The organism is Vibrio sp. zbq_1, assembly GCF_043102935.1.
In the GTDB taxonomy this organism is placed as follows: domain Bacteria; phylum Pseudomonadota; class Gammaproteobacteria; order Enterobacterales; family Vibrionaceae; genus Vibrio; species Vibrio parahaemolyticus.
In genome coordinates this window covers 297,217-323,194 of record NZ_JBICJH010000015.1, presented here as the reverse complement: position 1 = coordinate 323,194, position 25,978 = coordinate 297,217, and the positions used below count along the sequence as shown (strand labels likewise).

General features: G+C 45.7%; 17 protein-coding genes. 11 read left to right on the top strand and 6 right to left on the bottom strand.

Going from position 1 to position 25,978, the window contains the following annotated elements:
* Positions 1-20: 20 nt before the first annotated feature.
* Together ACF8CV_RS09385 and ACF8CV_RS09380 are read right to left on the bottom strand one after the other, a co-directional pair.
* On the bottom strand, positions 21-473 hold the full coding sequence (locus ACF8CV_RS09385) for a polymer-forming cytoskeletal protein (protein WP_020838276.1): 453 nt from the start codon (positions 471-473) through the stop codon (positions 21-23).
* Positions 377-1,330 (bottom strand): M23 family metallopeptidase, encoded by a 954-nt coding sequence (locus tag ACF8CV_RS09380; RefSeq protein WP_005455166.1) that lies wholly within the window; start codon positions 1,328-1,330, stop codon positions 377-379. Before ACF8CV_RS09380 ends, ACF8CV_RS09385 begins: the two co-directional genes overlap by 97 nt.
* 473 nt (positions 1,331-1,803) lie before the next feature.
* On the opposite strand from ACF8CV_RS09380, the gene ACF8CV_RS09375 reads away from it, so the two are divergent.
* The gene (locus tag ACF8CV_RS09375) at positions 1,804-3,531 is read left to right on the top strand and encodes a hypothetical protein (protein ID WP_138938110.1); all 1,728 of its coding nucleotides are present in this window, start codon (positions 1,804-1,806) and stop codon (positions 3,529-3,531) included.
* A gap of 80 nt (positions 3,532-3,611) precedes the next feature.
* Here ACF8CV_RS09375 and ACF8CV_RS09370 read toward each other — a convergent pair whose 3' ends face one another.
* The 3 genes from ACF8CV_RS09370 to glgX form a co-directional block, all read right to left on the bottom strand.
* Positions 3,612-4,820, bottom strand: a complete 1,209-nt coding sequence (locus ACF8CV_RS09370) for a multidrug effflux MFS transporter (protein ID WP_005458342.1) — start codon at positions 4,818-4,820, stop codon at positions 3,612-3,614.
* Positions 4,817-5,461, bottom strand: coding sequence for a recombinase family protein (locus ACF8CV_RS09365; RefSeq protein WP_005458375.1), 645 nt, complete (start codon positions 5,459-5,461; stop codon positions 4,817-4,819). Before ACF8CV_RS09365 ends, ACF8CV_RS09370 begins: the two co-directional genes overlap by 4 nt.
* A gap of 243 nt (positions 5,462-5,704) precedes the next feature.
* Positions 5,705-7,696, bottom strand: a complete 1,992-nt coding sequence (glgX, locus tag ACF8CV_RS09360; protein WP_025506352.1) for a glycogen debranching protein GlgX — start codon at positions 7,694-7,696, stop codon at positions 5,705-5,707.
* A 444-nt stretch (positions 7,697-8,140) separates the two neighbouring features.
* Between glgX and lamB the strand changes: the two genes are divergently transcribed.
* The 5 genes from lamB (at position 8,141) to ACF8CV_RS09335 (ending at position 14,673) form a co-directional block, all read left to right on the top strand.
* Positions 8,141-9,322, top strand: coding sequence for a maltoporin LamB (gene lamB, locus ACF8CV_RS09355; RefSeq protein WP_029831441.1), 1,182 nt, complete (start codon positions 8,141-8,143; stop codon positions 9,320-9,322).
* Between the two features lie 156 nt (positions 9,323-9,478).
* Positions 9,479-10,309: a MalM family protein gene (locus tag ACF8CV_RS09350; RefSeq protein ID WP_097371050.1), complete on the top strand. Its 831-nt coding sequence runs from the start codon at positions 9,479-9,481 to the stop codon at positions 10,307-10,309.
* Positions 10,310-10,472: 163 nt separating this feature from the next.
* Positions 10,473-10,991, top strand: a complete 519-nt coding sequence (locus ACF8CV_RS09345; RefSeq protein WP_228070022.1) for a glycosidase — start codon at positions 10,473-10,475, stop codon at positions 10,989-10,991.
* A gap of 120 nt (positions 10,992-11,111) precedes the next feature.
* On the top strand, positions 11,112-12,725 hold the full coding sequence (locus ACF8CV_RS09340) for an alpha-amylase family glycosyl hydrolase (protein ID WP_029832063.1): 1,614 nt from the start codon (positions 11,112-11,114) through the stop codon (positions 12,723-12,725).
* Positions 12,726-13,056: 331 nt separating this feature from the next.
* Entirely contained in the window at positions 13,057-14,673 is a 1,617-nt protein-coding gene (locus ACF8CV_RS09335; protein ID WP_138938109.1) for an endonuclease, read from the top strand.
* A 113-nt stretch (positions 14,674-14,786) separates the two neighbouring features.
* On the opposite strand, the gene pulA is transcribed toward ACF8CV_RS09335, so the two are convergent.
* Positions 14,787-18,776, bottom strand: coding sequence for a pullulanase-type alpha-1,6-glucosidase (pulA, locus tag ACF8CV_RS09330; protein ID WP_138938108.1), 3,990 nt, complete (start codon positions 18,774-18,776; stop codon positions 14,787-14,789).
* Between the two features lie 543 nt (positions 18,777-19,319).
* Between pulA and ACF8CV_RS09325 the strand changes: the two genes are divergently transcribed.
* The 5 genes from ACF8CV_RS09325 (at position 19,320) to ACF8CV_RS09305 (ending at position 25,959) form a co-directional block, all read left to right on the top strand.
* Positions 19,320-20,516 carry a tetratricopeptide repeat protein gene (locus tag ACF8CV_RS09325; protein ID WP_392416716.1) on the top strand — a complete coding sequence of 399 codons (1,197 nt, stop codon included), beginning with the start codon at positions 19,320-19,322 and terminating at the stop codon, positions 20,514-20,516.
* Positions 20,517-21,213: 697 nt separating this feature from the next.
* The gene (locus tag ACF8CV_RS09320) at positions 21,214-21,660 is read left to right on the top strand and encodes a helix-turn-helix transcriptional regulator (RefSeq protein ID WP_005458369.1); all 447 of its coding nucleotides are present in this window, start codon (positions 21,214-21,216) and stop codon (positions 21,658-21,660) included.
* Between the two features lie 410 nt (positions 21,661-22,070).
* Positions 22,071-24,251 carry an ornithine decarboxylase SpeF gene (gene speF, locus ACF8CV_RS09315; RefSeq protein ID WP_011106546.1) on the top strand — a complete coding sequence of 727 codons (2,181 nt, stop codon included), beginning with the start codon at positions 22,071-22,073 and terminating at the stop codon, positions 24,249-24,251.
* Between the two features lie 61 nt (positions 24,252-24,312).
* Positions 24,313-25,623 (top strand): putrescine-ornithine antiporter, encoded by a 1,311-nt coding sequence (gene potE, locus ACF8CV_RS09310; RefSeq protein WP_005374814.1) that lies wholly within the window; start codon positions 24,313-24,315, stop codon positions 25,621-25,623.
* 147 nt (positions 25,624-25,770) lie between these two features.
* The gene (locus ACF8CV_RS09305; protein WP_005458312.1) at positions 25,771-25,959 is read left to right on the top strand and encodes an AbrB/MazE/SpoVT family DNA-binding domain-containing protein; all 189 of its coding nucleotides are present in this window, start codon (positions 25,771-25,773) and stop codon (positions 25,957-25,959) included.
* Positions 25,960-25,978: the final 19 nt, after the last annotated feature.

Genomic DNA, 25,978 nt, shown 5'->3' with positions numbered 1-25,978 from the left:
CGGCTTAATCGCCGTCTTTTTTATGCGCTTTTGCGCGCGAGTCGCTTTTCAGTGTTGGCGCTGTTGTCTTTCGCCGTTGCGCTTTCTTGCGCTTTGCCTTTCAGGCTGACCACTTCTTTTTCTGGCAATTCTGCTGCTTCACCGAAGAACTTACCGCCCGGTTCAATGCTCAGATTGTTGCTCCAGATTTTGCCACTGACACGGCCTTTAGTGAGTACTTGAATGTGCTCTGCGTGACAGTTTCCGTCCAGAATACCATTGATGATCAGCTGCTTGGCATACACATCGCCAGTGACTCTACCGCTTTCTGCAACGACTAACGTGCCTTCGACATTCAGTTGACCATCGACGATGCCGTCAATCTGGACGTCGTTTTCTACTTTGAGTTCTCCGCTAACAGTACAGCCTTTGGCGATGAGAGTTGAAGCTGCTGAGCTACTCGTTGTTCCACGGTTTTTATCAAAGATTCCCATCGTATTTTTCGCTCCTTAGTAAAGATATCTTCAAAATTATTAAGGCTCCAATCAACAAACGGTTTTGGGTTCAATGCTCGTCCGACAAAGCGCACTTCGTAGTGCAGATGCGGGCCAGAAGAGAGCCCACTGTTGCCAGAAATCCCAATCAAATCGCCTTTTCTTACGAATTGGCCGCTTTGCACTTTGAATTTCTTTAAGTGCGAGTAAGAACTGGTAAAACCGAAAGAGTGCTGTAGCCTCAGAAAGTTGCCAGAGCCGGTATTGCTGCGACGAGTGACTTCCACCACGCCATCGGCAGGGGCATAAATTTTTGTTCCGATGTTCACCGCGAAATCTAATCCGCGGTGCATTTTCGCTACCTTGGTGACAGGATGAATACGTTTGCCAAAACCGGATGAAAGTCGAACTTTACCCACAGGTGAACCGTTTGGAATTTGATTGAGCATCAGCGTTCGCACATTCGAAGTGATCGCTGCTGAATCCAGTCGAGTATCCAAATCTTCATTGGTGGCGTGATTGTCCACGCCAAGCACTTTTTCTAGCTCGCCTAAGCGTTCGGAAACCAACTGAACCCGCTCCTCTCGCTCTGAAAGGTCGTTTTCTAGTTCAGACTTCAACGCCTTTAATGTACTGAGCTCTTCGCCCATGCTGCGTGAGTGCTCGGTGAGCTGCGCTTGTTTCATCGCTGCGCTATCGACCCGCGCGTAGAGATGGTTTATGAGAATGGCGGTAGCTGCCAAAGTCAGTACAAATAGCCCTAAAAAGGTTTTTAGGTTGCGTTGCATCCGTTTACTGAAATACCAATGCTTGGAGCCATTGATGGTTGATATCGAGATCGTCAGTTGGTCTTTCATCATGTCGTAATGATCGTATTCTGGTATAAGCCTCGTCACTGAGTGAGCTCGACTGTAAGGAAAACCACAGGGGACTGCCAGAGGCAAATTGGAAAGAAGTGTCAGGTCGTGAGCCGTTTTCCGATATTTGATAAAAGACTCAGTGTGGATTTAATGTTGGGTTAATTTTGGTCGGTGTTGCATGTTTGGCACTTTAGAGTGACGAAATTACCAATAGTATGAATGTGCAATTCAACATACTTCACGGTTTATCCTATAAATTGCGGATATTTTAAGAAATTAATATTCATTAAATTGATAATTGGCGACGGATCTTTATGATGACGGTTGATATGCCGATAGAGCACTCATTAGCCAGTGTTTGGCGGTGTAGGAGAACTGTAATTCGTCTCTACAGAACTCGATTTATTAAGGCTTAAAACTCGAATGCATAACGCATTTACGAACCGATATAACTAACAACGGAGTTGGTCGTGAAAAAACTATTATTGGCTACAGCAGTGGTCGCAGCAGCGGGGGCCGCTGGGTACCTGTACCAAAATAACCTTCCTCAGAGCGGTTCAAGCTCACTATTGGCGCAAATCCCAGCCGATTCGCTTGTAGTTACTTTCCAAACAGAACCTTTCAAACACTACGAATATGTGAACGCGTTTGGCTCTGCCAATCAAATGACCATGTCTGATATGTTTGTTGGTGAGCAGCTGTCACCAAAAGAGCAGTTTGCGATCGATCTGTTTGACGGATACTTAAAAAGTGCTGCGTCGCCAGAAACTTTGAAAGCGTATTTAGGTACAGGCGATGAGATCAACCCAGTGCTTTACACGCTCGGTATGGTGCCAGTTTACAAACTGCCAATCGAGAATCCAGAGGCGCTTTGGAAAACGTTGGATCACGAAGAGCAAATGAGCGGCGTGACACGCGAAAAAGTGAAGCTGGGTACGGTGGAGTACCGTCGTTATGAAATGACGGATGCAGTAGATCCGCAGGATGGCATTGGCTTAGTTGTAGCGGTTATCGACAACGTGCTAACCGTGACGGTGGATATCGCGGAGTTGGGTGATCTTAACCCGTTGAAAATGGCGCTGGGTCTTGAGTCTCCAACCCAATCATTAGCGGATAGCGGTCGTGCTGAAGCCATCCAAACTCAGTATGGTAAAAACAACAACTCTTTTGGCTACATCGACCATCGTGAAATCATCAAAGGTTTAACCACTGTTGATGGCAACATGTTTGCTCGTCAATTAACTCGTCTTAACGTCGATCCAAACATTACGGAAATGCGCACACCAGTTTGTCATAACGAGTTTACGCAAATTGCAGAAAACTGGCCTCAATCGGTGGCGTTTGCGGAGTACAAGCTAAACGGTGAGCAAGCGTCAATCAAAGGCGGCTTTGTTGTTGAGTCGAAGAATAAAGTGATCGTCGATGCGCTTAAATCGATTCGTGGTGTGTTAACCGAGTCTAACAGCGATAAGAGCTTCTTTAGCTTGGCGCTAGGCATCGACATCAACACGCTTGCGCCATCGATTGGTCAAATTTGGACAGAGATAACTCAGCCACAATACCAATGTGCGCTGCTGAGCCAAATGCAAAAAGACATGGGCGGACAAAACCCGGCGGCAGCGGTGAGCATGGGCTCTGGCATGCTGAATGGGTTGAAAGGGTTGAGCATGCAACTGTTCGATCTGAACATCAATCCTGATGCACAGTTTGGCGAAGTGTTTAGCCAAATGGATGGCATGTTTACTCTGTCTGCGAAAGATCCAAACATGTTGATTCAAACTGCGCAAATGCTAGTTCCTGAATTGGCGCAGCTTCAACTGCAACCAGACAACCAACCTGTGAACGTAAGTGACTTGTTAGAGATGCACACTGGCATGAAGATGGACGTGTTTGCACGCTTAAATGGCAGCCACCTAACGCTATACAGCGGCGAGTACGCGGCAGAAGCAAGCAAGGACGTGATGGCTCAAGAGTTGAAGCCAAACGGTTTGTTGAGCTTTAGCATGGACTCAGAGCGTATTCTGGAAGTGTTAGAAAAAGCATCAATGGCGACAGGCCAGCCTCTTCCTGAAGACGTGCTAGTGAGCTTCCAAAACGAGCTAACGGGCGGCATGAAGATGGACGTTACTGACAAAGGCATCGGTTTTGAGTTTGATTACCGCAGCTCGACCAAAAAGGTGAGCGTTGCCCAGCAGTAAACGCAACAATACTTGAAACCCTACGAAAACGCCCACGGAATGCTGTGGGCGTTTTTCTTTCTTCAATTAAGTCGGTGACATTAGCTGGCTTTCTCTGCCACCTCTCGGTGTTGTTGCGCTTCTTCAGTGTTGAACCCACGTAGAATATTGGTCAAGGTGATGGCGGTAAACAGCACTACAACCAACGACAAATGCCACGCTTCACTCAATCCAAGTTGCACCAGCGTCATACTCACCAAGGAAGACACCACCATTTGACCGCCGCCAGACATGGCTGCCGCCGCGCCCGCTTGTTCTTTGTATGGTTGCATCACAAGTGCTTGTGCACAAGGCAACGCAATGCCATTGCCAAGAATCATCAACAATTGTCCAATCATCAAATACAAGGGTTCTACCGGGCAGAAAAACAACCACAGTGCCGCACTGATATGCAAAACAGGTGTGCAAAGCAACATTTTCTTATTTCCGATGACGGGGCGGATGCGGTTACAAATGGTTGTGCCGCCGAGCATGCCTAACGCGGGGATCAGTGCCCACATGGCGTATTCGTCCGATGTCATCCCGATTTGGTCTTGCATGATAAAAGGCATCACGGAGACGGTCGTGATCATCAAGCTGAAGTTGAGCCAACTGATGCTCGCAAAGCTCATAAAATATCGAGACGAGAGCAAATCACGATACTGCACCAACATTTTGGCTGGAGAGGGGATTGCAGAGCGTCGTGTGATGGTCTCTTTGAATCGAAACGCAATGATGATCCAAGCGAGCGACACGTAACCCAACAATGAAATGAACACCATACTCCAGCCAAAGTGGAAGTTAATGAACCCACCAATCACAGGAGCAATCAACGGCGTGATGGACGCTGCCATAGCAATGTAAGACATCGCGACGGGAAGCTCATTCCCACTAAATTGGTCGCGAGTAGAAGCTCGAGCCAACACCGCGCAGCAACCTGTCCCCAAGCCTTGCAAAAAGCGGCCTAAGACCATGCCAGTAAACGTATGGCTCCAGAAAATGATCATCAGCAAGCCGGACATTGCGATCAGCAAACCAGCGAGTAGCACTTTCTTGCGCCCTAATGCGTCGGACATAGGGCCATAGATGAACTGGGAAGGGCCAAATCCAAGTAGATAAATACTCACGAGGAGCTGCGCTTGATCGAGTGAAACTGAGAAGTCTTTGGCGATCCAAGGTAGGGAAGGCATCACTAAACCCATGCTCAGTTGGCCAACACTGATGATCAAACATGCCAATAGAATCGTGCGGAAATTTATGGGACGGTTCATGATGATTCACCATCGGCGAATCCGGCATTTTTTCGCGTTCTTAGAGCGCCATCTTCATCAAACTCGCTCAATTTTGCTTTGACTCGTTTAACCGTTGACAAGCTGACATCGCATTGCTCTGCCACGCTCAACAGCGTGTTACCTTCTAATAGTAACGCCGCGATGAGCCGATGTTTTTCCCGGTCAGCAGGGCGGCCACGGAACTTCTGTTTCCACAAATCTGGTTGATCTTTAATGGCTTGGCGGCCTTGCTCTGCCGCGAACAACCGATGCTGAATTTGTACCTTTCCATAACCTGATAGCAAAGCGAGTAACGTTTTCGTCTGTTCTGAGTCAGGTTCAAACGTCAATGGTTCACATACGGTTTTTAGTGTGACGCCTTTTTCAAGCAAGGCTCGAATGGCGTTGAGAGCCTGACTAAAATCGCGACCAAATGCTGTCAGCCACCACATCACGATGGTGTCGCCAGATTGAATAGTATTGCTAAGTTTTTGAAACGCTTCTCTTTCTGAAGGGGGAACGCAGCCACGAATTTTATCTTCAAAATGCAGTGCATCAGGAGCGGCCTCGCGCAACGCAGCAAGGTGCTCACTGTGGGCTTTGTTTTTCGGAGAGTAGCGCGTGTAGATATAAGTCGTCATGACCGCATTCCTCATAGGGCTGGTTCATATACTGTAATGGTCCATAAATATACAAGGGTTCATTAATGCTTACAACACTAAATGAGCTATTTAAGTTTTCTTAGAGCATATCCCAATTATCTAGGTGATGAGTTTTATGGCTGACTGGTGTTCAAAGATGTATGTTGGGGTATCTGTCTGCAAGCAATGAAAAAAGCCGATACAGATGTTTGTATCGGCTTTTTATTTTAGGTGTTGTATTGGCTAGCTTTGCAATGGCTCACCTTGTGGCGAGTTTGGCTTTGGCTGGTAATGCAAAATCACCATCGAGGTCGGTGACAGCAAGACTTCGCCTTCTGCGTGCCCAGGATTGAGGTTGCGCACATTGGTGTCACAAATCGTTACCCATTCTTGATTACGCTCGTTTGGCAGCTTAAATCGTGCTGTAGCGTTCGTTTGGTTGATGAGGTAAACCAACTCTTGCCCGTCTTTACCAATGCCTAAGTGAAGTGCTACGGAGCTTAATCGGTTCCAGTCGTCGTGTTCCATTAATCGGCCATCGGTTCGACGCCAGAAAATGCGGTTGTTGTTGCGATTTTCGCCGCTGAAAGCACGGATGAAAGGCACCATGTATTGGTGACGGTTTGCGACCATTTGCGCCATCCAAGTTTTGAAGTGCGCTTTGCGCTCCGTCTCGCTCCAGTTGATCCAACTGGTTTTATTGTCTTGGCAGTAGGCGTTATTGTTGCCACCTTGCGAGTGTGACAATACATCGGCGGTCAAAATGTGCGGAATACCAAACGCAAAGAGCAAGCTCGCAATCAGGTTGCGTTTTTGCTTCTCACGCGTGGCGATGATCATGATGTTTTCCGTCTCGCCTTCTACGCCGTAGTTTTCTGAGCGGTTGTCACCGTGGCCATCGCGGTTCTCTTCGCCATTGGCTTCGTTATGTTTGTGCTTGTAAGAGACTAAATCTTGCAACGTGAAGCCATCGTGGTAAGTGATGTAATTTACCGTGAGTTTGTATGGCCAGTTGGCGGCGCTGTAGATATCGCGAGAGCCCATAAGGCGAGTGGCGAATTCTTTCAAATAGCCTTGATCACCACGCCAAAAACTGCGGGAAATATCGCGCAGCTTGTCGTTACATTCGTTCCAACCAAATGGGAAGTTACCAACTTGATAGCCATTAGGGCCAATATCCCACGGCTCGGCAATCAATTTGGTTTCACGCAAAATCGGGTCTTGAGCGACGGCTTTGAAAAATGCCGCTTCCGGGTTGTAATCATCCCCTTGGCGTCCCAAAGTGGCGGCCAAATCAAAGCGGAAACCGTCGATTTTGAATTCGCTAACCCAGTAACGCAGCGTGTCCATAACCAGATTTAATGCTGGTTGATAGGTGAGATCGACCGTGTTGCCACAACCAGTATAGTTGGCAAAGTGATTGCCGTGCTTAATGTAAAAGCGAGAATCGAGCGCTTTGAGATTAAACACCGTCGCGCCTTCGCCTCCTTCTGCTGTGTGGTTATAAACCACATCCAGAATCACTTCGATCCCATGCTTGTGCAGCTCACGAATGGTGGTTTTGAGCTCGGTTACCGCGTCTTTTTCTGCGTAACGAGGATCGGGCACCATAAACAAATAAGGGTTGTAACCCCAATAGTTGACTTTACCCATCTCCAATAAATGTGGCTCATGCATGCACGCTGCGATAGGTAGCAATTGCAACGTGTTGATGTTTTGCTGTTTGTAAAACGCCAGCATTTGAGGTGAAGCAAGACCAAGATACCGCCCTTTGGTTGTTGCACTGACTTCTGGATGTAATTGGGTAAGCCCTTTGACGTGCGTTTCAAACAGCACCATGTCCTCTCTCGGGATACGAGGATGATCCGTCTCCTGCCAGTCGAAAGTGTCTTCAATCACGACGCATTTCGGCATATCAAAACTTTTGGCTGGAGTATAAGGAGGATGGTAGTGAAGGGCTTTGTCTAAAGATTTGGCGTAAGGATCGGAGATGAGTAATGGTTCATCTCTATGTGTGACAACGTAACCATATTTTTGCCCCGGTTTGATATCGGGAATAAAGGTATGACGTATACCCGCATATTCATTGGGTAAGTCATGCAAACTATAGCTGCCATCGCTTGCAAACAATGCCAGCTGGATATCTTTTACACCCGGAGCATGAATAGAGAAGTTACAGCCTTCTTTATTTAACGTTGCGCCTAGGGGGTAGGGGCGAGAGAAAAGTCGTGTCATCGGAGATACTTTATTTATTATTTATTGCTACCTTTAGGAAACTATAAGTTAAAAACTTTGTCTTACTAAGGTCAACCACCTTAAATAGAAAAATATTCGTGTAATTTAATTACTTTAGATGACGACTTCGGGTCAAAAATATGAATTAGCTATCACTTTGTAGCGGCTCAAAACCGAAGAAACTTACTAATTCCTCCCTAGATTGGTGATCTGACTCGAAAAAACACCATGCGGTAATTTCTCTACTCCCTTCTCATCCCCCCTAAATTAGTTTGGGGCGGAGGAAGTCATCCTTGTACCCCTCGGGTAGTCTTATAACTGTTGAAACAAACGGGGATTCGTTCCCATCTTACCTCTCTTTCTTTAGGTGCGTTTTTACTGCCTATATTCACCTGAGGGCGAGCAGGGAAGACAGAATTATAAATACCCTTAATGGAGTTAAGAATGAAAAAAGTAAGTGTAATTGCTGCTGCTGTTGCTGCAACTTTAGCTGCTGGTTCTGCTTTCGCAGTGGACTTTAATGGTTACTTCCGTGCTGGTACAGGTATCAGTGGCAATGGTGAAGCTGATGTTAGTTATTTTGACAAACGAGGAGTTGGTCGTCTAGGTAACGAAAATGATAACTACTACGAGTTTGGTTTTGCGGAAGAGCTAAAAACGGGTGAACAAACTTGGCGTGTTGAATCAATGATTGCACAAGGCAACGAGGGTGCAAACGGTTGGGAAGACGGTGATTTCAACGTAGCACAATTTGCAGTTAAAGCGAAGGGCGTACTGGGCTTTGATAATGATGCAACTCTGTGGGCGGGTAAAACTTACTACCAACGTAAAGACATCCACATCTCAGATTTCTATTTCCTTGATACCTCTGGCACCGGTGGTGGTATTGAAAACATTTCTATTGGTGACCAAAAACTTTCTGTAGCTCTGATTCAAGATGGCGAAGATGATAACGGTAGCGGCTACAAATTTGACGTTCGTTTGGCAAATATCGGTCTTTGGGATCAAGCGACGCTTGAGCTAGCTGCTCTATACAACTTCTCTACTGAAAAAGATGACAAGACAATTGACGGTGACAACGGTGTTTTAGCTACAGCGATCATCAGCCAAGGTTTGAGCAACGGTTTTAACCAAACTGTTCTTCAATACGGTACAGCGGGTTACGGTGTTCAAGCTGCTAACTTCTGGGGTGCTGGCTCATACTACGATCGCACTGGTAATGAAAACGACGGTTCAGGTTTCCGCATCTTGAACTGGGGTGTTATGAATCTTGCTGATAACATTGAAATGGGTCACCAGCTTGCTTACCTATCTGGTTCAGATTTGGGGGCGAATAAGATCGATTCAAGTCAATACTCTATCGTAGTTCGTCCAATGTACAAGTGGAACGACACCATGCGTACTATCTTCGAAGGTGGTTACAACGCTGGTGAAGTAGACAATGAGGATTTTGGTGGTGCTAAGCTAACTCTAGCTCAAGCATGGGCAATGGGAGATAGCTGGTGGGCTCGTCCTGAAATTCGTGTTTACGGTAGCTACTTCATGGATCTAGAAAACGACGATGCGTTTGGTAAAGGTGAAGATACTGAATACGTTGTTGGTATTCAAGCAGAAGCTTGGTGGTAATCAAGTAATCTCTTAGTTATTTAGTTGTCCTAGTCAAATAGCCGACATTTGTCGGCTATTTTTCTAAGGGTTTTCGAAAAGTTAGACCTTTAATCAAAGTCACTCTAAGATGCTTTAATGCAAAAACCTTTAGAAAAATAACTAGAAGGAAAAAGAATGTACTTTCGTGCCCTTATGTTAAGTGGATGTGTCGCGCTTGCTGGCTGTCAGTCCACTGAAGTTATCGAACAAGTTCAAGTTGCTCAAGCACAGCAAGTTGATGTTATCTCTGAGCTTCAAGCTGTAAAAATGAAGCTTCCTAGTTCTGCAATTGTAGATATCACTACTCAGAGCCAAGTGCTGAAATACAAAGATATCGACAGCCGTGTTGCGGTGTTTGAGTTGCCTGCTGACCGTGGCGAGTTTGCCATTAAAATCACTAGTTTTATCGAAGACACTGCTTTCGTACCAAGAGCGATTATCGTAGATAAAAACGGTAAAGAAATTGAAAACTACGGCAAAGCGGAGTTTGAGTACACAAAACCTCGTCTTCATCTTGGAAACCGTCTAGTCGCTGAAAAAGACTTCTTCCCACCAGTGGGTTTAGATTCTGTTTACCTAATTGTTTACAATGATCAATCGGATCTAGGTGGATTTACGGATGTGATTCACCCTGCGCGATTGGATGCAGAGGGACGAGGCAATTACTTGCCAGAAGTAAAAGATATTCCAATTCCAAACAGTGATACAGGTAAGATTGAAGTCTCGATTGACCGTGTGAGTTTCTTCTCAATCGGAACATCAAGTAGTGGACCAACAGCGGCTCCAGTTGCGGTCAAGGCGGTTGAATCAGTACAGCCTGAAACACAAACTTACTACCACAACGCAATTAAAGCGGCGGTAAAAGCAGATGATATCCCTAAAGCTCTGAGCTTACTTGATGAAGCAAAAGCGTTAGGAATTGAAGGTGCGCAAGAAGTATTTGTAAAAGCAGTGAATAGCAAATAGGTAATTTCAAAAAGCCGGCTAAGATAGTCGGCTTTTTTATTGCGCATTTAGTTATCTTTTTCACACATTATATTATTTCTATTTAAAGTTTATTTTACTTAGAGTCATAATATATATGTTCTAATTTAATTAGTACTTGGTATAATAAAAATAAGGATATAACGTGAAAAAATTAATTATAAATACAGCGTGTACGTTAGCTGCTGTGTCTATCTTGTCTGCTTGCTCGTCCACATCATCAGAAAATACAACCCAAGATGAAGTACATAATGCGGTTGCGTTTACGAGCACGCAGATTGATATGATGACAAATTGTAGTTTGCCGGATTCAGCCGAATCTGGCCCATTGTCTAAAGACATTTTTGTTGTAGGTAGTTTCCCAAATGCAGATTGGAAGCACACTGCCGAGCGCAAGCTGACCTATAAGGGGAATAATGTATATCAAGTGATTGCCGATGAGGTTTCAGGTAATTACAAAATGCAGTATGCCGCTGAACAATGGAAACCGCAGTTCACTGCCAAAGGTAAAAAACTATCGGTAGGACAATTAAATGAACTGACTTACGGTGGTTACGGTACAGATACAAAACTAGAAATTAAAGAGCCTGGTAAATATCTTTGGAGTTTAGAATTTAAAGATGATGGCTCACCTTATTCAATTATGGTAAATAAGTGTCAATAATATTCCATTCAGTTATTTAAAATCTGTTTTTATTTATAAACCCCTACATGGGAAGCATGTTGGGGTTAATTTTATTACTCAAATGTTTTTACTTAATTTGAGTAAGTTAGGGAGAGTAAAATGCGTAACGTCCGACGTAACCATCGCCTGTATCGATCGCTGCTTGCGTTAAGTGTGATTGGTGCTTTATCTGCGTGTAATTCTTCTGGTGGTGGCGATACTAATAGCAGCACTCCGCTACCGGATACCAGTTATGCTTGCCAAGCCAATGTCATGGCGCAAAGTAACCAACTTCGTACTTATCAAATCATGGTCGAGAGTTTTGTGGATGGTGATGCAAGCATTGGTCACGGTACGGGCTATGGCACCAGCCATCATAAAGGCGATTTGCAAGGAGTGATTGATTCACTCGATTACATCCAAGATTTAGGGATGAACGCGATTTGGTTGACGCCAGTTTTTGAATCGGAAGCGATAGCGGGCCAAGATCACTGGGCCGATCGTCTGGATGCCACGGGCTACTTTGCAACGGATTACTTCACCATTGATCCACGTTTTGGTGATTTAGAAACGGCGAGAACCTTGGTCGAGGAAGCACACAAACGCGGCTTATACGTGTTTTTTGATGGTGTATTTGGTCATCACAAAGATGGCTTGATCAAACCATCTCCTTCCGGTTTGTTGCCATCGGGATCGAGCAATCCCGTTGATTACCCGGCCAGTCTCGATTTCTACAAAGAAGTGGCAACGTATTGGATCAAAGAACTGAAGATTGACGGCTGGCGTTTAGATCAAGCCTATCAAGTTCCGACAGACGCTTGGACACAACTTCGTAAAGCCGTCGATGAAGCCTCACAAAGTGTGACGTACACCAATAGCAAAGGCGAACAAGTGAATCCGTTGGGCTATATGGTGGCAGAGATTTGGAAAGGGGAGTCTGAAATCGCGAATGAGGCGTATGGATCGAACAGCGATCCAGCATTGTGCTCTGCGTTTGACTTCCCTATGCGATATCGCATCGTTGAAACTTTGGCCGTGAATGAGAGCGGCGTGGGTGGTCGCGGTGCGGATTGGTTAGACAACGGCTACAGCACACACAACCAATATCCAACACATTCGCAGCCGAATTTGATGATCGGCAACCATGATTTAGTGCGCTTTGGTGACTTGTTACAGCGCGGAAACTTGGCGGATGTGAATGATGCAGAATATTGGTTACGCCATAAAGCCGCGTTTGCTTTCCAAGCGGCGTACACCGGGCCAATCACGTTGTACTACGGTGATGAAATCGGGGATCAAGTGGATGGTTTTGCCGCCAAAGAAGACAACAGCACCTGCGCCATTCAAGGTTTTTGCGATGATCACGTTGCGCGCAGTAGTGCGAAAATTGAAGGCGTGACGGCGACGCTTGATGCAAACCAAGCCGATCTCAAATCTTATGTGACATCGCTGATGACAATGCGCGATGCGCATCCTGCACTTTATCAAGGGTCACGCACGAATTTAGTTGCGAGTAACGGCAGTTATGTGGACTTGAAACAATCTGGTTCGGACAAAGTCTTGTTTGCGCTAAATACCTTAGAGAGCGATAGAAGCGTCACTCTTACTCAGGAGAGTGTTGGTACTGGTGAGTTGGTGGATTTGCTCACGAATGAAAAAATTACGCCAAGCAATGGTCAATATCAGATTCTGATGTCGCCACTACAAGGACGATTCTTTGCGGTAAAACCTTAAGGAATTATCCAGAATTGATGCTCACCAGTTGAGCTGACCACAAGCTTTCTTATAAACAAGCCAAGTGTTGTTGCTGACCCCCATAGGCGCACACTTGGCTTTTTTCCGTCCGTTTTACTTTTCCCTTAATGGTTTTCCAACGATGTAGCCAACAGGTTGCTTCGCTTTTTGCATTGGCGTTTGTTTTCGGCAGGTAGATATTTGTGAGATAAGCTGCACATTAAAAAGTAAATTAACACTTGTGCAACGTAAAAATGTGACTGAAGGATTACTTATGCCCCACTAATATGTTTATCGTGTTTGGGATTTACATAACTAATGGAAAAGTATAATGAAATCCATAACGAAACCCCTCTGTCTTCTTGCTGTTATTAGCTCTCCGCTTGCATATAGCCAAATTCTCAATGGTGACTTTGAACAGTGGAATGGCAGTGCGCCTACGCAGTGGTCAGTGATTGACGCTGGCATCGCGGTGTCGCCAAGCAGCGAGCAAATCAAATCGGGCGGCCTGGCTGCTCAAGTCGTCGTGAATACAGGTACCCAAAGCAACACTGACCTTTTGCAAACCATTAATGTGGAGCAAGGGAAAACCTATCCGTTCTCAGTCTCGGTGTATCACACTGAAGGGCATGTAAAAGCTCGATTGGTGGCAGACGGTTATCACGGCTACTCCAATCCGCAGCAAACGAATCAGTGGCAAGAACTCACACTCAATTACACCGCGACGACCACGAAAACCATCGATGTGGGATTGCGTTTTTATGATGAAGCGGGCTTTGACGGCTCAGAAGTGGTTTATGTCGATAACTTCCAACCGACCGAGACAAGCACTCAGCCTCCCGTAGAGAGCTGTAGTGATCACCAAGTGGTCTTGACTCTCACGACCGACAACTACGGCTCTGAAACGAGTTGGACGCTGAAAAACAGCCAATCCGCAGTGCTGTTCTCTGGTCAGGATTATGAGTCGGCAACCACCGTTGAAAAAAGCATGTGTTTAGCCGACGGTGATTACCAGTTCACCATTCAAGATGAGTATGGTGACGGCATTTGTTGTGGAAGTGGCGCGGGTTCGTACACGTTGATGGAAGGAGCCAAGACCCTTGCTTCTGGCGCTGAGTTCGCCAAAAGCGAAACCACTGATTTTACGTTAGGTGACACCACTACGACTCCACCAGTGGTTGATGGGTATTATCAAGCCGCGTCTGGCAAGACAGGCTACGCACTCAAAACGGCGTTGTTTAACATCATCAATAATCACTCCAGCCGTGGCTATTCAGCGATTTGGACTTTGGTTAAAGACGCAGATTTGGATAACTACTACGAGAAAGACGGCTCCATTCTCGATATGTATTCAGAGAAGCCTGCGGGCAACGACGCAGTGAGTTTCACGAAAGTAACCGACCAATGCGGTCAATACAGTCAAGAAGGGGATTGCTACAACCGTGAACACTCGTTCCCGAAAAGCTGGTTTGGTGGCAAAGTTGAACCAATGAACTCAGACGGTCACCATTTGTTTGCCACCGATGGTTATGTAAACGCCAAACGTAGCAACTGGCCATTTGGCGAAGTGGGCACCTCGACTTATGTTTCCAGCAATGGTTCTAAGCTAGGTCAAGCGAGCACAGCACTGGGTTATTCAGGCACCGTGTTTGAGCCGATTGATGAGTTTAAAGGCGATTTTGCGCGCGCGTATTTTTACATGGCAACCCGTTACGAGAACGTGATTGGCAATTGGGAGAACAACACGAGCAACTCTGACGCGGTGTTGGATGGTACCAGTACGAACGTATTTGAACCTTGGATGCTAAACATGCTGAAACGTTGGCACAAAAATGATCCTGTTAGCGCGAAAGAAATCCGTCGCAATGACTTGGTGTTTGAGTTCCAAGGAAACCGCAACCCGTTTATCGATCATCCTGAATTTGTTGAGCAAATTTGGGGAAATTAACGCGCAATTGGTTTCAACATTGCGAGTCAATCTCACGGCGAACCATTGAAGATAAGAAAGGGGATGCATAATGCATCCCCTTGTATTTACGGATGTTGTGAAAACTGGAGAACTCAGTTCTTCGTGACGGTTACGATTGGCGCTGACTTGTCAGCCGCATTGAAGTGGAAGTTGTAATTTCCTGCTTCTGCAATCGCAATTTTTAGGTTTGCACTACCGCCACCGACTTCCATCGTCAGTGCTTTACCAAGCTCAACACTGCCTTCGCCGCCGAAGTTGGTGTCTGCTGCCCAGTCTGCACTTGCAATCTTCATCTCGTAGCTACCCGCAGCTAGGTCAATGTCTAGCGAGTAAACATCATTGGCGACGTAGCTGAACTTCGCTGCTGAATCTTGCGCTGGAGTGTCCCAACTTGTGATGGTGCCACGTAGGTACAGTGCTGTTTCACCAAACGTTGGTGCATCCGCAGATTTGGTTACGGAAACCACAGGTTTTTCCACTTTCTCATCTTGAACGTATAGCGCGTTCAGTGTGAAGTTGTACTTGCCTGTTTCTGCGACGGTGAGTTTACAGTTTTCGTCTGCGCCTAGCTCCAGAGAGCCGCTGCCCACTGTTGCCACAGAACAACCGATGTTCGGATTTGCCCAACCTGTGTCTGCAAATTTGAACTCGTGGCTGCCTGCTTCAAGTACGCCTGTTACTGAGTACATGCCGTTGCCAATGAAAGTCATTGCCCAGTCGCTGTTGTCTGACCAATTGTTCATTGTGCCTTTCACGTAAACCACGGTTTCACCGAAAGGAGGAATGCTCGATACGTCTTTGTTGTCCGTATTGACTGGCAGACCCGCACCTTGCGCGCCGTCTTGTGGCTGTACGAATACCGCAGTAGTCAGTGCTGGCACAGTGAAGGTTTCATTTGCGAAGCTTGCACCTTTCACGATGTCATCTGCAGAGTTTTGTTGAACTTCATGCAGCTCGAAACCTGTCGCGCCTTTCACGACAAATGATTTCTCTGTTGATGTTGAGTTCACCACAGCAACGATCGCATCGTATTTCGAATCCAAATCGGCACCTGCTGATTTACCATCGTCGATAGACATAACGATCAAGCCTTCCACTTGGTCTTTACCAACGTTGCGGAAGTCAACACGGTTCATGACTTCTTGAGCGGTATCTAAGCGGAACAGTTCACTTGAACTACGGATTTTTAGTAGTTCTAGGAATTGTTGTTTGGTTAGCTCAATGTCGGTTGCATCTGGCTTCGCTGTCGTATCAGAAACGATCTTCTTGATTAGCTCCCAGTTTGCGCCGTCTTTGTCTTCACGAGGCAGACCTACGTTCCAGTTGTTGTCACTGCCGTCGAAGAAGACGCGGTTGAACCAGTCACCAGAATCGTAAGAGTCACGCTGCATCGATTTAGAACGCAGCAGCTCAGAACCCATGTGGATGAATGGGATACCTTGGCCAAGCATTACTGTTGATAGCGAGACTGATTGCATGCGTGCACGATCTGCAGAAGGAGTCGCAGTCGCAATCTTGTACGCGTTGTTATCCCACAGAGTTTGGTTATCGTGCTTAGACACGTACGAGATGTTTTCTGATGGCACTTTTGTGTAGCCTGCTGGCGCACCATTGTAATCAACGTTCTTACCTAGTTTAGTGTCGCCTTTGTAATCTAGAAGAACGAAGTCAGCCAAGTTACCCGCCATGCCTAGACGAACCAAATCTTGGTTGTGTAGACGACCATTCACCGATTCTGCGTCCACTTTGGTTTCTTCATTCGCGTAAGCCGCGTTACCAAAACCTTGGTTGAAGCGAAGTGGGTGCTTACCTTCTGAATCGACACCGCCATCAAATGGGCTACCGCCACGAACAGCGTCACGCAGACGATCCGAGAACGTACCGATTTCAGTGCCAGCCATGTTTAGCTGAGTGGCTTGATCAAAACGAGCGTTGTTAGACACTTCACCGAAGTCCCAACCTTCACCGTAGAACAAGGTGTTTTCGTCAATCTTGCGGATTTGCTCAAGTGCGTAGACCATCACATCTTTTGGCTGGTGGCCCATTAAGTCGAAACGGAAACCGTCAACTTTGTAGTCGTCCGCCCACACTTTCAATGAGTCAACCATCAGTTTACCCATCATCAAGTTTTCTGTTGCAGTGTTGTCACAACAGGTTGAGTTTTCTACGCCGCCAGTGTTGACGTTAAGACGGTGGTAGTATCCTGGGACGATTTTATCTAGAACGGATTTGTCGTTAATGCCAGAGGCATTGGTGTGGTTGTACACCACGTCCATGATCAGCTTCAGCTTCATTTTGTGTGTTGCTTGCACCATTTCACGGAACTCAAGAATACGTTTTGAGCCGTTTGGATCGGTCGCGTAGCTGCCTTCTGGCACCGTGTAATGGAATGGGTCGTAACCCCAGTTGAAGCTGTCTAGCATGCGCAAATCGTTCATCAGTGCTTGCGCAGAACCGGTGGCTGGATCGTAGCTGTTCAGCACATCTTCAATCACTTTCGCGCCATCAACTTCGTCACAGACAGACGCTTCTGGTTTGATGCCACACAATTTACCTACGGTGTCAGTAATATCGACGCGGTTCGTCGCTTCTTCATCAACCGTAGCAATATCGAACGCTGGCAGGATGTGAAGCGTTGTTAAACCTGCGTCTTTTAGTGCTTGCAAGTGAGAAACCGATTCGCGGTCTGCTTCTGTGAGTGCTAAGTACTTACCGTTGTATTCTTTGGTGCCTTTTGTATCGTTAAAGCTGAAGTCACGAAGGTGTGATTCGTAAAGTACGTGGTCTTCATCTTTTTTAACGGTTGGGCGTTCGTAGTCGCTCCAGCCTTGTGGCATCAAGCTTGGATCATCCAAATCGATCACTTGAGAGTACATCGAATTTTTCGACAAGCTCAGAGAGTATGGATCTGTGACCAAGCGAGTTTCGATTACGCCCGTTGTTGGGTGGTAAACTTTAACTTGGTAACGGTAGTATTTGTTGACGACGTTGCTTTGCGCTTCAGAAATCCAGATACCAGTTGCTGAATCTTCTTTCATCGCAACGGTTGTTTCTTCTTTCAGATTCTCGTCATAGATGATCAGAGCAACGTCTTGCGCTGTTGGCGCCCAAAGTTTGAAGGTTGCTGCGCCGCCTTCCACAATCGCACCGAGTTCTTGGCTAATTGCGTTACCTGCCTTGGAATCGGCAAACACCGCATCCAAAACGCCCGGCTTTTGCACTTCAGTTGCAGAAATAACGTCGCCATTTGTGTTGTAAGCCACCATGACGATTTGTGATTTCAGAATCGTACGTAGGGTTGCATCGTCCACATCAATGCCAGCGGCTTGAAGGCTTGCAAGGTGGCGGAAACGAGATTTAAGACCGTCAGACAAATCGCCCGCTTTGGTCAGCTCAACAGCTGTACCGCCAGAGATTTGCTTGTCTTCATCCATTTTGATGTCGTTGGTCAAGCTGTAGAACAGCTTCATTGAATCAGCATTGGCTGCCGCTTCCCATGCGATAGTGTTGGCATCTAACCAATGCGCTTTTTGACCATCAATATCGACTGGACGTTCTTCGATTGGCTCGTAGTAAAGCTCGCTGCTGCCGTGGAAGCCAAATAGACCCTTAGATTCGCCAATTTTGGTCAGCTCCACTTTTGAGTTCGAGCTACCGAAGGCTTTCTCATCGCCTTTGTGCAGAATGAAGTTCATACATTCGTGCGGATCAGACGCATCTGGGTTCACTTTCAGTACGTAGTAAGCGCCGTAGGTGTCGTTGATGCCGTCGAATGGACGTGGTGCAGACCAGTCCGTACCTGTGCCAGCAATGCCCATGGCTTCTAAGTCGGTGCTGGTACAGCCTTCGCCGTTCCACAAGTGCAGGCCCCAACCTTCGTAGTCGCTTGCCGTTGATGCGGATGCAATATCACGCTTGTAGTAAATGACAACCTCGTTCTCTCCCGCAGGGTATAGGCCAGAGCCTGGGTTCGTGGTGTCGTCGCTTGTGCTATCGCTGCCACAACCGCTGATGACCGCGATGGAAATCAAAGGCAGTACGGTTTTGGCAATCGTTGATAATTTGAATGTTTTATTGTCCACGTTTACAAATCCATTGTTATTGAATTGATATAACGGACGTGCGGTATTTCGTGGCTCTAAAGCTCGAAGCGCTACACGCCCTATTTGGGGCAAGATGCCGAAAAGGAAATGTTCAACTAGATGCTAATACACTGAATCATCAGCAAAATGTGAGAGCAGGCTGTTAAGTTTTTTACAAGTAAAAATTTTCTGTCACAGTCGATTTTGTTCACAAAATAAATAATAAAACGGTCGCATAGTGAGATATTCCGCACACCATCAAAATGTAAATTTTTATAGGAGGAGTAAGGGGGGATGATAGGGGAGGAGAATATCTCAGCCCCAAAACTGTGATTAACTTCTATAAAAAACAGGGTGATATTTCGCCTTTAAAAATAAGTTACGCTGATATTGAATAAAATAACGCCAACAGACACTTAGAAGCTTCAGATTTTGCGGTAATGGTCGTTATATAATAAAGGCTGCCGATATTGGTCGGCATGTGATTTTCAAGACTCCCCGGTAGGGAGTTCATTTGGGCCCTGACTAAAAAAGAGGCTATCTATGAGTAGTATGGGCATTGCCATTGCGGCAACTGGCCTTTCACTCGTCCTGATATTTGTTTGGATGATCTCATTGTCGATGCGAAGGCAACGGCTGGAGACCGAGAGGAAAGCGCGTGAAGCTGCGTATCGTAAAGCGATGCAAAAGGCGCGCGAGCAAGAACGCAAAGAGCGTGAGTTTAAAGCAGAAACTGGCCACATCCCGACGATTTTGTTTTTAGCGAAAGAAGCTGAGCGGGACAACGTTCGACAAGCGCTGTATTGGTACGACAAAACGGCGAAGTTGGATAACGTGACAGGCATGTACGGCATTGTGCGCCTTAGTGAGCGAATGCGAGAAGATGTGATCTTAAAAGAGCAGGCGAACTTCTGGCGAACTGCCATCGCGGGCATGGAAGGTGATATTGAAGCGAAGTTCACGACAGGTAAAGCACTGGTGTTTGGTCGAGGGGTAGAGAAGAACATCCCGAAAGGCCATCAACTCATCGAGACGGCGGCCGAAGAAGGTTGCGTTGCTGCGATGCTTTACATGGGAGAGTGGCAGCTCTCGCCTGAAAATACTTCAGGCCATAAAGCCGATGCGCTTTACTGGTTTATGAAAGCGGCAGAAAAAGACAGTGCAGAAGGCAAAATTCAAGTCGGCTTGTGTTATCTAAACGGCATTGGCGCAGACAAGAGCATGGTGAAAGGTTGCTATTGGCTGGAACGTGCTGCTGAGGGCGGCAGCGCAGAAGCGATGTACCATGCAGGCGAAGCATGGAAAGACAGAGGAAAAACAGGCAATGCGATTGCGTATGTTTGGTTGTTTCTTTCTGCCAATATGGGTTATCAACCAGCTCGCGTCCTTCGTGATGAAGTCGCGGCGAACATCGGTGTGGATGTGGTGGTTGGACTTCAATCCATTGCGAAGCCTCTGCAAAGAAAGCTCGCATCTGGCATGGTGAAAAAGCACTCGATCATTCGTGCGCTGAACAAGGTGTACAAACGTGACGTATATTTCCCTGGTGAAGAAGAGCTTAACGAAGTGTTAAGTGACGAGCACAAATCTGGGGCGAATACGTGGGAGGAGACGACGGAGCTAAACTTCGAACCGGATATGACAACGGTCACAACAGAAGATCAATCAGCGAAACCACCTGAGCAGAAAACGCCTTCCAAAGATGTGCTCGATTTTACGCAGAATTTTTTACAACCTTAATCTTCGAAGAGCCTCAGTAATGAGGCTTTTTTATTGCCTGATAACAGCTACTGGCAAGCTCCTCTAGGCGATGCCACCCTCTCTCTTCCCATCCTTGTTTTTACAAGAATCTCTATATAGAGACGAGTACACCGTTTTTAAGACGTTTGCGTGTTTTCTCTTCGCATCGAGTCCTGAATCCCGATGTTCGCTTCTATATGTACCAACGTTGCAAACATGGCCAAGCTGTCATGGTTGAGTGTTGCGAAGATCTTAATTTATTCATTTGCATATTATTTATTCGATTTCTCAACAGATTTTGTACGTTTAGTTCAGACTTTCTAGTGAAACCTAAAAATGGAGGGGAATCCCCCCTGTTTCAGAGATGGTTATTAAGCTCAAATCAAACATTTCCAATATCTAATTAACTGGAATTGGAAATTAATTTCGTGGCTATAAATAAAAGGCTAAAAAATACACTCATTACTTTATCTAATAATATTAATTAAAATTTGTACCTCTAAATCTAAATTTCTATTTTTGGTTTAAGATTTGATTTGTTGATTTTATTCTTAATTAGGCGCAAGATAATAAGCAAATAAAAATAGCGCATACTATGCGTATAAAAACATTCGGAAGTAACTTTTTCATTACATGTTTCAACAGAAAATGGAGCATATTCCATTTGCTCTGTTTTATTTCTATTAGAGATTTGTGTATGTTGAGAATCATTAGTGCAGATAAGTTCATCTCTTCAAGGTTCATCTTGGAATACAGCAAAGCGGAGTTTGCGTCTTTGTTGGGAGTTTCCGTAGCTAAGATAACCAATATTGAAAGTGGCAAATCTTCGATTCCCCCGGTGTACGATTACGCCATCAATCATTTACTCAGTGAGCATCCGTTCAAGGAAAGCGCAGTGGAAGCCCTTTGCTCTCATGAGACTCTTAACTTTGCCCGACGCATAGATGTGAACTCTAAGGTGCAACGCTTGTCCTGTAAGCGTTGCGATAGCCGTAGACTGCACGTTATGGCAGGAATGAGTGGGCTGTACTTTGTCGAGTGCATGGATTGTAAGCATACCATGTACTCGTCTGGTATCGCGGTAAAACGCTATCAACAGTGGTCCAACAATGGCGTAAAGCTAGATAGTCATTTATTTAATTGAATTGTGTTTCCTTTGCACCTAAAGTAAAAAGCCATCAATACATGTGTTGATGGCTTTTTTATTATGTGTTTAAATTTAGTTAAAATTAAAATATTTATTATCCCTAATAATATAGTCCTACTAATTATATAGTGATAGAAATCTCAAAAATTTATTTTCTTGATATTTTATTTCTAACAACAATGGCTGTGGTCACACAATTTTTAATTATTTTTCCTTTTAAGCCTGGTTTCAATATCATTGGGCCATCAATTGGAAAGTGATGAAGATCGCGAAATTTTAATTCGAGAAAATAAGACTTTTAAATATGAAAATTTAATCACGAAATTTGTTTTTTGAATTTTAAATATCGTTTTCGTTTGTAATATCTGTACCTGTCAATTTTAAAGAACAAAAAAGAGATATTCCAAATGAAACGTTTAATTATAGGTGTTAGTAATTACATGCCAGAAGACTTCAGTTTATTAGCTGAATCTTTAGATGAACAATTTAATCGTCATTTACAACCTTTAGAGCAAGTTGAATTAACCGACGTTGGTGCGGCTATTATTACTTCAGCAGACATTAAAGCAGGTCTGCATAAAATGATTTCTGAAACGGGTTACGGTATTCCAGTTTTCTTAGTAACGGATGAAAACCCAGTTTCGGCAGAAGATTACGTTTGGCTAACTGGCGTTATCGATTTAGAAAGACAATCTATTGAGTACTACTGTCGTCAAATCAATGAAGCAGTAACCAAGTACGAATGTCGTCTTCTTCCTCCTTTCTTCAAGCAATTAACGCACTATGTTGAGATGGGTAACTCAGCGTTTGACTGTCCGGGACACCAAGGTGGTCAGTTCTTCAAAAAACACCCAGCTGGTAAACAATTCTACGATTTCTTCGGCGAAAACCTGTTCCGTAGTGACTTGTGTAACGCGGACGTAGATTTAGGTGACTTGCTGATCCACGAAGGTTCTGCACACCAAGCGCAAGCGCACGCTGCAAAAGTATTTAACGCGGACAAAACTTACTTCGTGCTCAACGGTACTTCTGCTTCAAACAAAGTGGTGTGTAACGCGCTAGTAACTGAAGGTGATTTGGTACTGTTCGACCGTAACAACCATAAATCGAACCACCACGGTGCGTTAATCCAAGCGGGTGGTATGCCAGTTTACTTAGAAACGGCGCGTAACCCTTGGGGCTTCATCGGTGGTATGGATGAGCACTGTTTCGATGAAGAATACATTCGTGCTCAAATCGCGAAAGTGGATCCAGAACGTGCACGCGATGAACGTCCTTTCCGTCTTGCTATTATCCAGCTTGGTACTTACGACGGTACTATCTACAACGCTCGCTACGTAATGGATAAGATCGGTCATCTTTGTGACTACATCCTGTTTGACTCTGCGTGGGTTGGTTATGAACAGTTCATCCCTATGATGAAAGACTGTTCACCACTGCTGCTGGATTTGAAACCAGAAGACGCAGGTGTGATCGTGACTCAGTCTGTTCACAAACAACAAGCTGGCTTCTCTCAAACATCGCAAATCCACAAAAAAGACCGCCATATCAAAGGTCAAGCTCGTTACTGTAACCACAAACGCTTTAACAACGCGTTTATGATGCACGCATCGACTTCACCATTCTACGCACTGTTCTCTGCGCTTGATGTGAACGCGAAGATCCACGATGGCGAAGCAGGTCTGCGTTTATGGCGCGATGCGGTTAAGACTGGTATCGAAGCGCGTAAAGAAATCCTTAAGAGTTGTGAATTGATTCGTCCGTTCATTCCAGACGAAGTCGAAGGTCAACCTTGGGGCAGCTACGACACTGATGTGATCGCAACGAATAAGAAATTCTTCATGTTTGAGCCAAACGCAAGCTGGCACAAATTTGAAGGTTACGGTGAAGGTCAATACTTCGTTGACCCATGTAAATTGTTGCTAACTACTGCGGGTATTGCAGAAGACGGCAGCTACGCAGATTTCGGTATTCCTGCAACGCTATTGGCGAACTTCCTTCGTGAAAACGGCATCATCCCTGAGAAGTGTGACTTGAACTCTATCTTGTTCCTACTCACTCCTGCGGAAGATATGGGTAAGATCCGTCACCTTGTGGCTCAAATTAACCGATTCGAAAAATTCATCCGTGATGATGCGCCTCTAAGTATCGTACTTCCAAGCGTCTACGAAGCGAATAAAGAACGCTACCGTGGCTACACCATCCGTCAGCTATGTCAGGAAATGCATGACATGTACAAAGAGCTGAACGTGAAACAGCTACAAAAAGCGATGTTCCGCAGCGAGTACTTCCCACAAATGGTTCACAAACCAGACGTGGCGACACGCAAATACTTCCGTGGTGAATGCGATTACCTACCACTTAAAGAGGCCGTTGGTCGCGTAGCCGCTGAGGGTGCACTTCCTTACCCTCCAGGCATCATCTGTGTGATCACTGGTGAAATCTGGACCCCACACGTGGTGGATTACTTCCTATCTCTAGAAGAAGGTATTAACCGCTTCCCAGGCTTCGCGCCAGAAATTCAAGGTGTGTACCTTGAAGATGTTAACGGTCGCACTACCGCACATTGTTATGTCCTAAAAGATTAATCTACCCGTTCGCACCACGCTCCGGCGTCGGTGCGAACCGCTTATTCGTGGAGAATAATTTATGAGTACTGAAACTAAAAAAATGTCGGTGGTGCAGTTAACCATTCTGACATTCATCAACATGGCCGGCTCCGGTATCATCATGCTGCCAAGTAAACTGGCGCAAGTGGGCACCATTTCTGTGTTGTCTTGGCTGATCACGGCAGCGGGCTCTTTGGCGTTGGCTTACGTGTTCGCAAAATGTGGTCGTTTTAGTAAACGTGACGGCGGTATGAACGGTTACGCGTCTTATGCATTCGGTAAATCGGGTGCATTTATGGCGGGCTGGACTTACGGTTTGTCGCTCCTTATTGCGAACATTGCGATCGCGATTACTTGTGTGGGTTACGGCTCCGCATTCTTTGAAGTGACCCTATCTCCGGTCGAAACCTGTTTGTACACCATCGCCATTCTTTGGATTTGTACTTTCGCTAACTTCGGTGGTGCGAAAATCACAGGTCAAATTGGTACATTCACCGTGTGGGGCGTAATCCTACCAGTGTGTTCATTGGGTATTGTTGGTTGGTTCTGGTTTAACCCAACCATGTACATTGAAGCTTGGAACCCACACAGCTTGCCATTTGGTGAGGCAGTGAGCGCTTCTATTGCGATGACGCTATGGGCATTCCTTGGTCTTGAATCAGCTTGTGCGAACTCTGAAGCGGTAGAAAACCCAGAGAAGAACGTACCAATCGCAGTACTGGGCGGTACACTAATCGCGGCTGTGGTTTACATTGTATCAACAAACATCTGTTCTGGTATCGTTGCAAACTCTGAGCTTGCTGCATCTACAGCACCATTCTCAACCGTATGGACAGTGATGCTAGGTTCAGCCGCTGGTAAAGTGGTTGCGGGTATGGCGGTATTGGCTTGTGCGGGCTCTCTATTGGGTTGGCAATTCACTATCGCGTCAGTGTTCAAATCGTCTTCTGATGCTGGCTTCTTCCCTAAATTGTTCTCTCAAGTGGACAAACGTGGTACGCCAATCAAAGGTATGATCGCGATTACTATTATCCAATCTGTATTGTCTCTAATGACGATCTCTCCAACGCTGAACGAGCAGTTCGAAGCGCTGGTTAACCTAGCGGTAGTAACAAACGTTATTCCTTACATTCTATGTATGGGCGCAATCTTCATCATGCAGCAAGTGGCGCACGTGCCGGAGCGCGAGATGAAAACCACCAACGTTATCGCTCTGATTGGCTCTCTGTACAGCTTCTACGCGCTTTACGGCTCCGGCTACGAAGCGATGATGTGGGGCTCTATCGTAACCTTCCTAGGCTGGAGTGCTTACGGTCTGATTGCTGCGAAGCATGAGCCTTTAGCAAATTAAAAAATAATACTGAAAGAGCCTTCCCAAACGCGGTGTGGAAGGCTCTTTGTTTTTAGGCATTTACGCCAAATCCAAGTCAGCTCAAAGTATTTGAGGCTAGACATCCAATGACGTGAAAACTCATTTTCGACATTTGGAGGACGAAAGATGATAAGTCAACCTGTTAAAATCGGTGACGATACCGCCGTAGTCATTCCAAGCGCAATCCTGGCTCAGCTCGGGATAAGGGAAGGAGATACCCTAGAAATCGCACTGAATAAAGACAAAATGGAAATTAAGAAGATGGTGTTGAAAACCAGCACTCCAACTTACTCTGAAGATATTGAGGAGAATTGAGTTAGAGAATCTTGGTTTG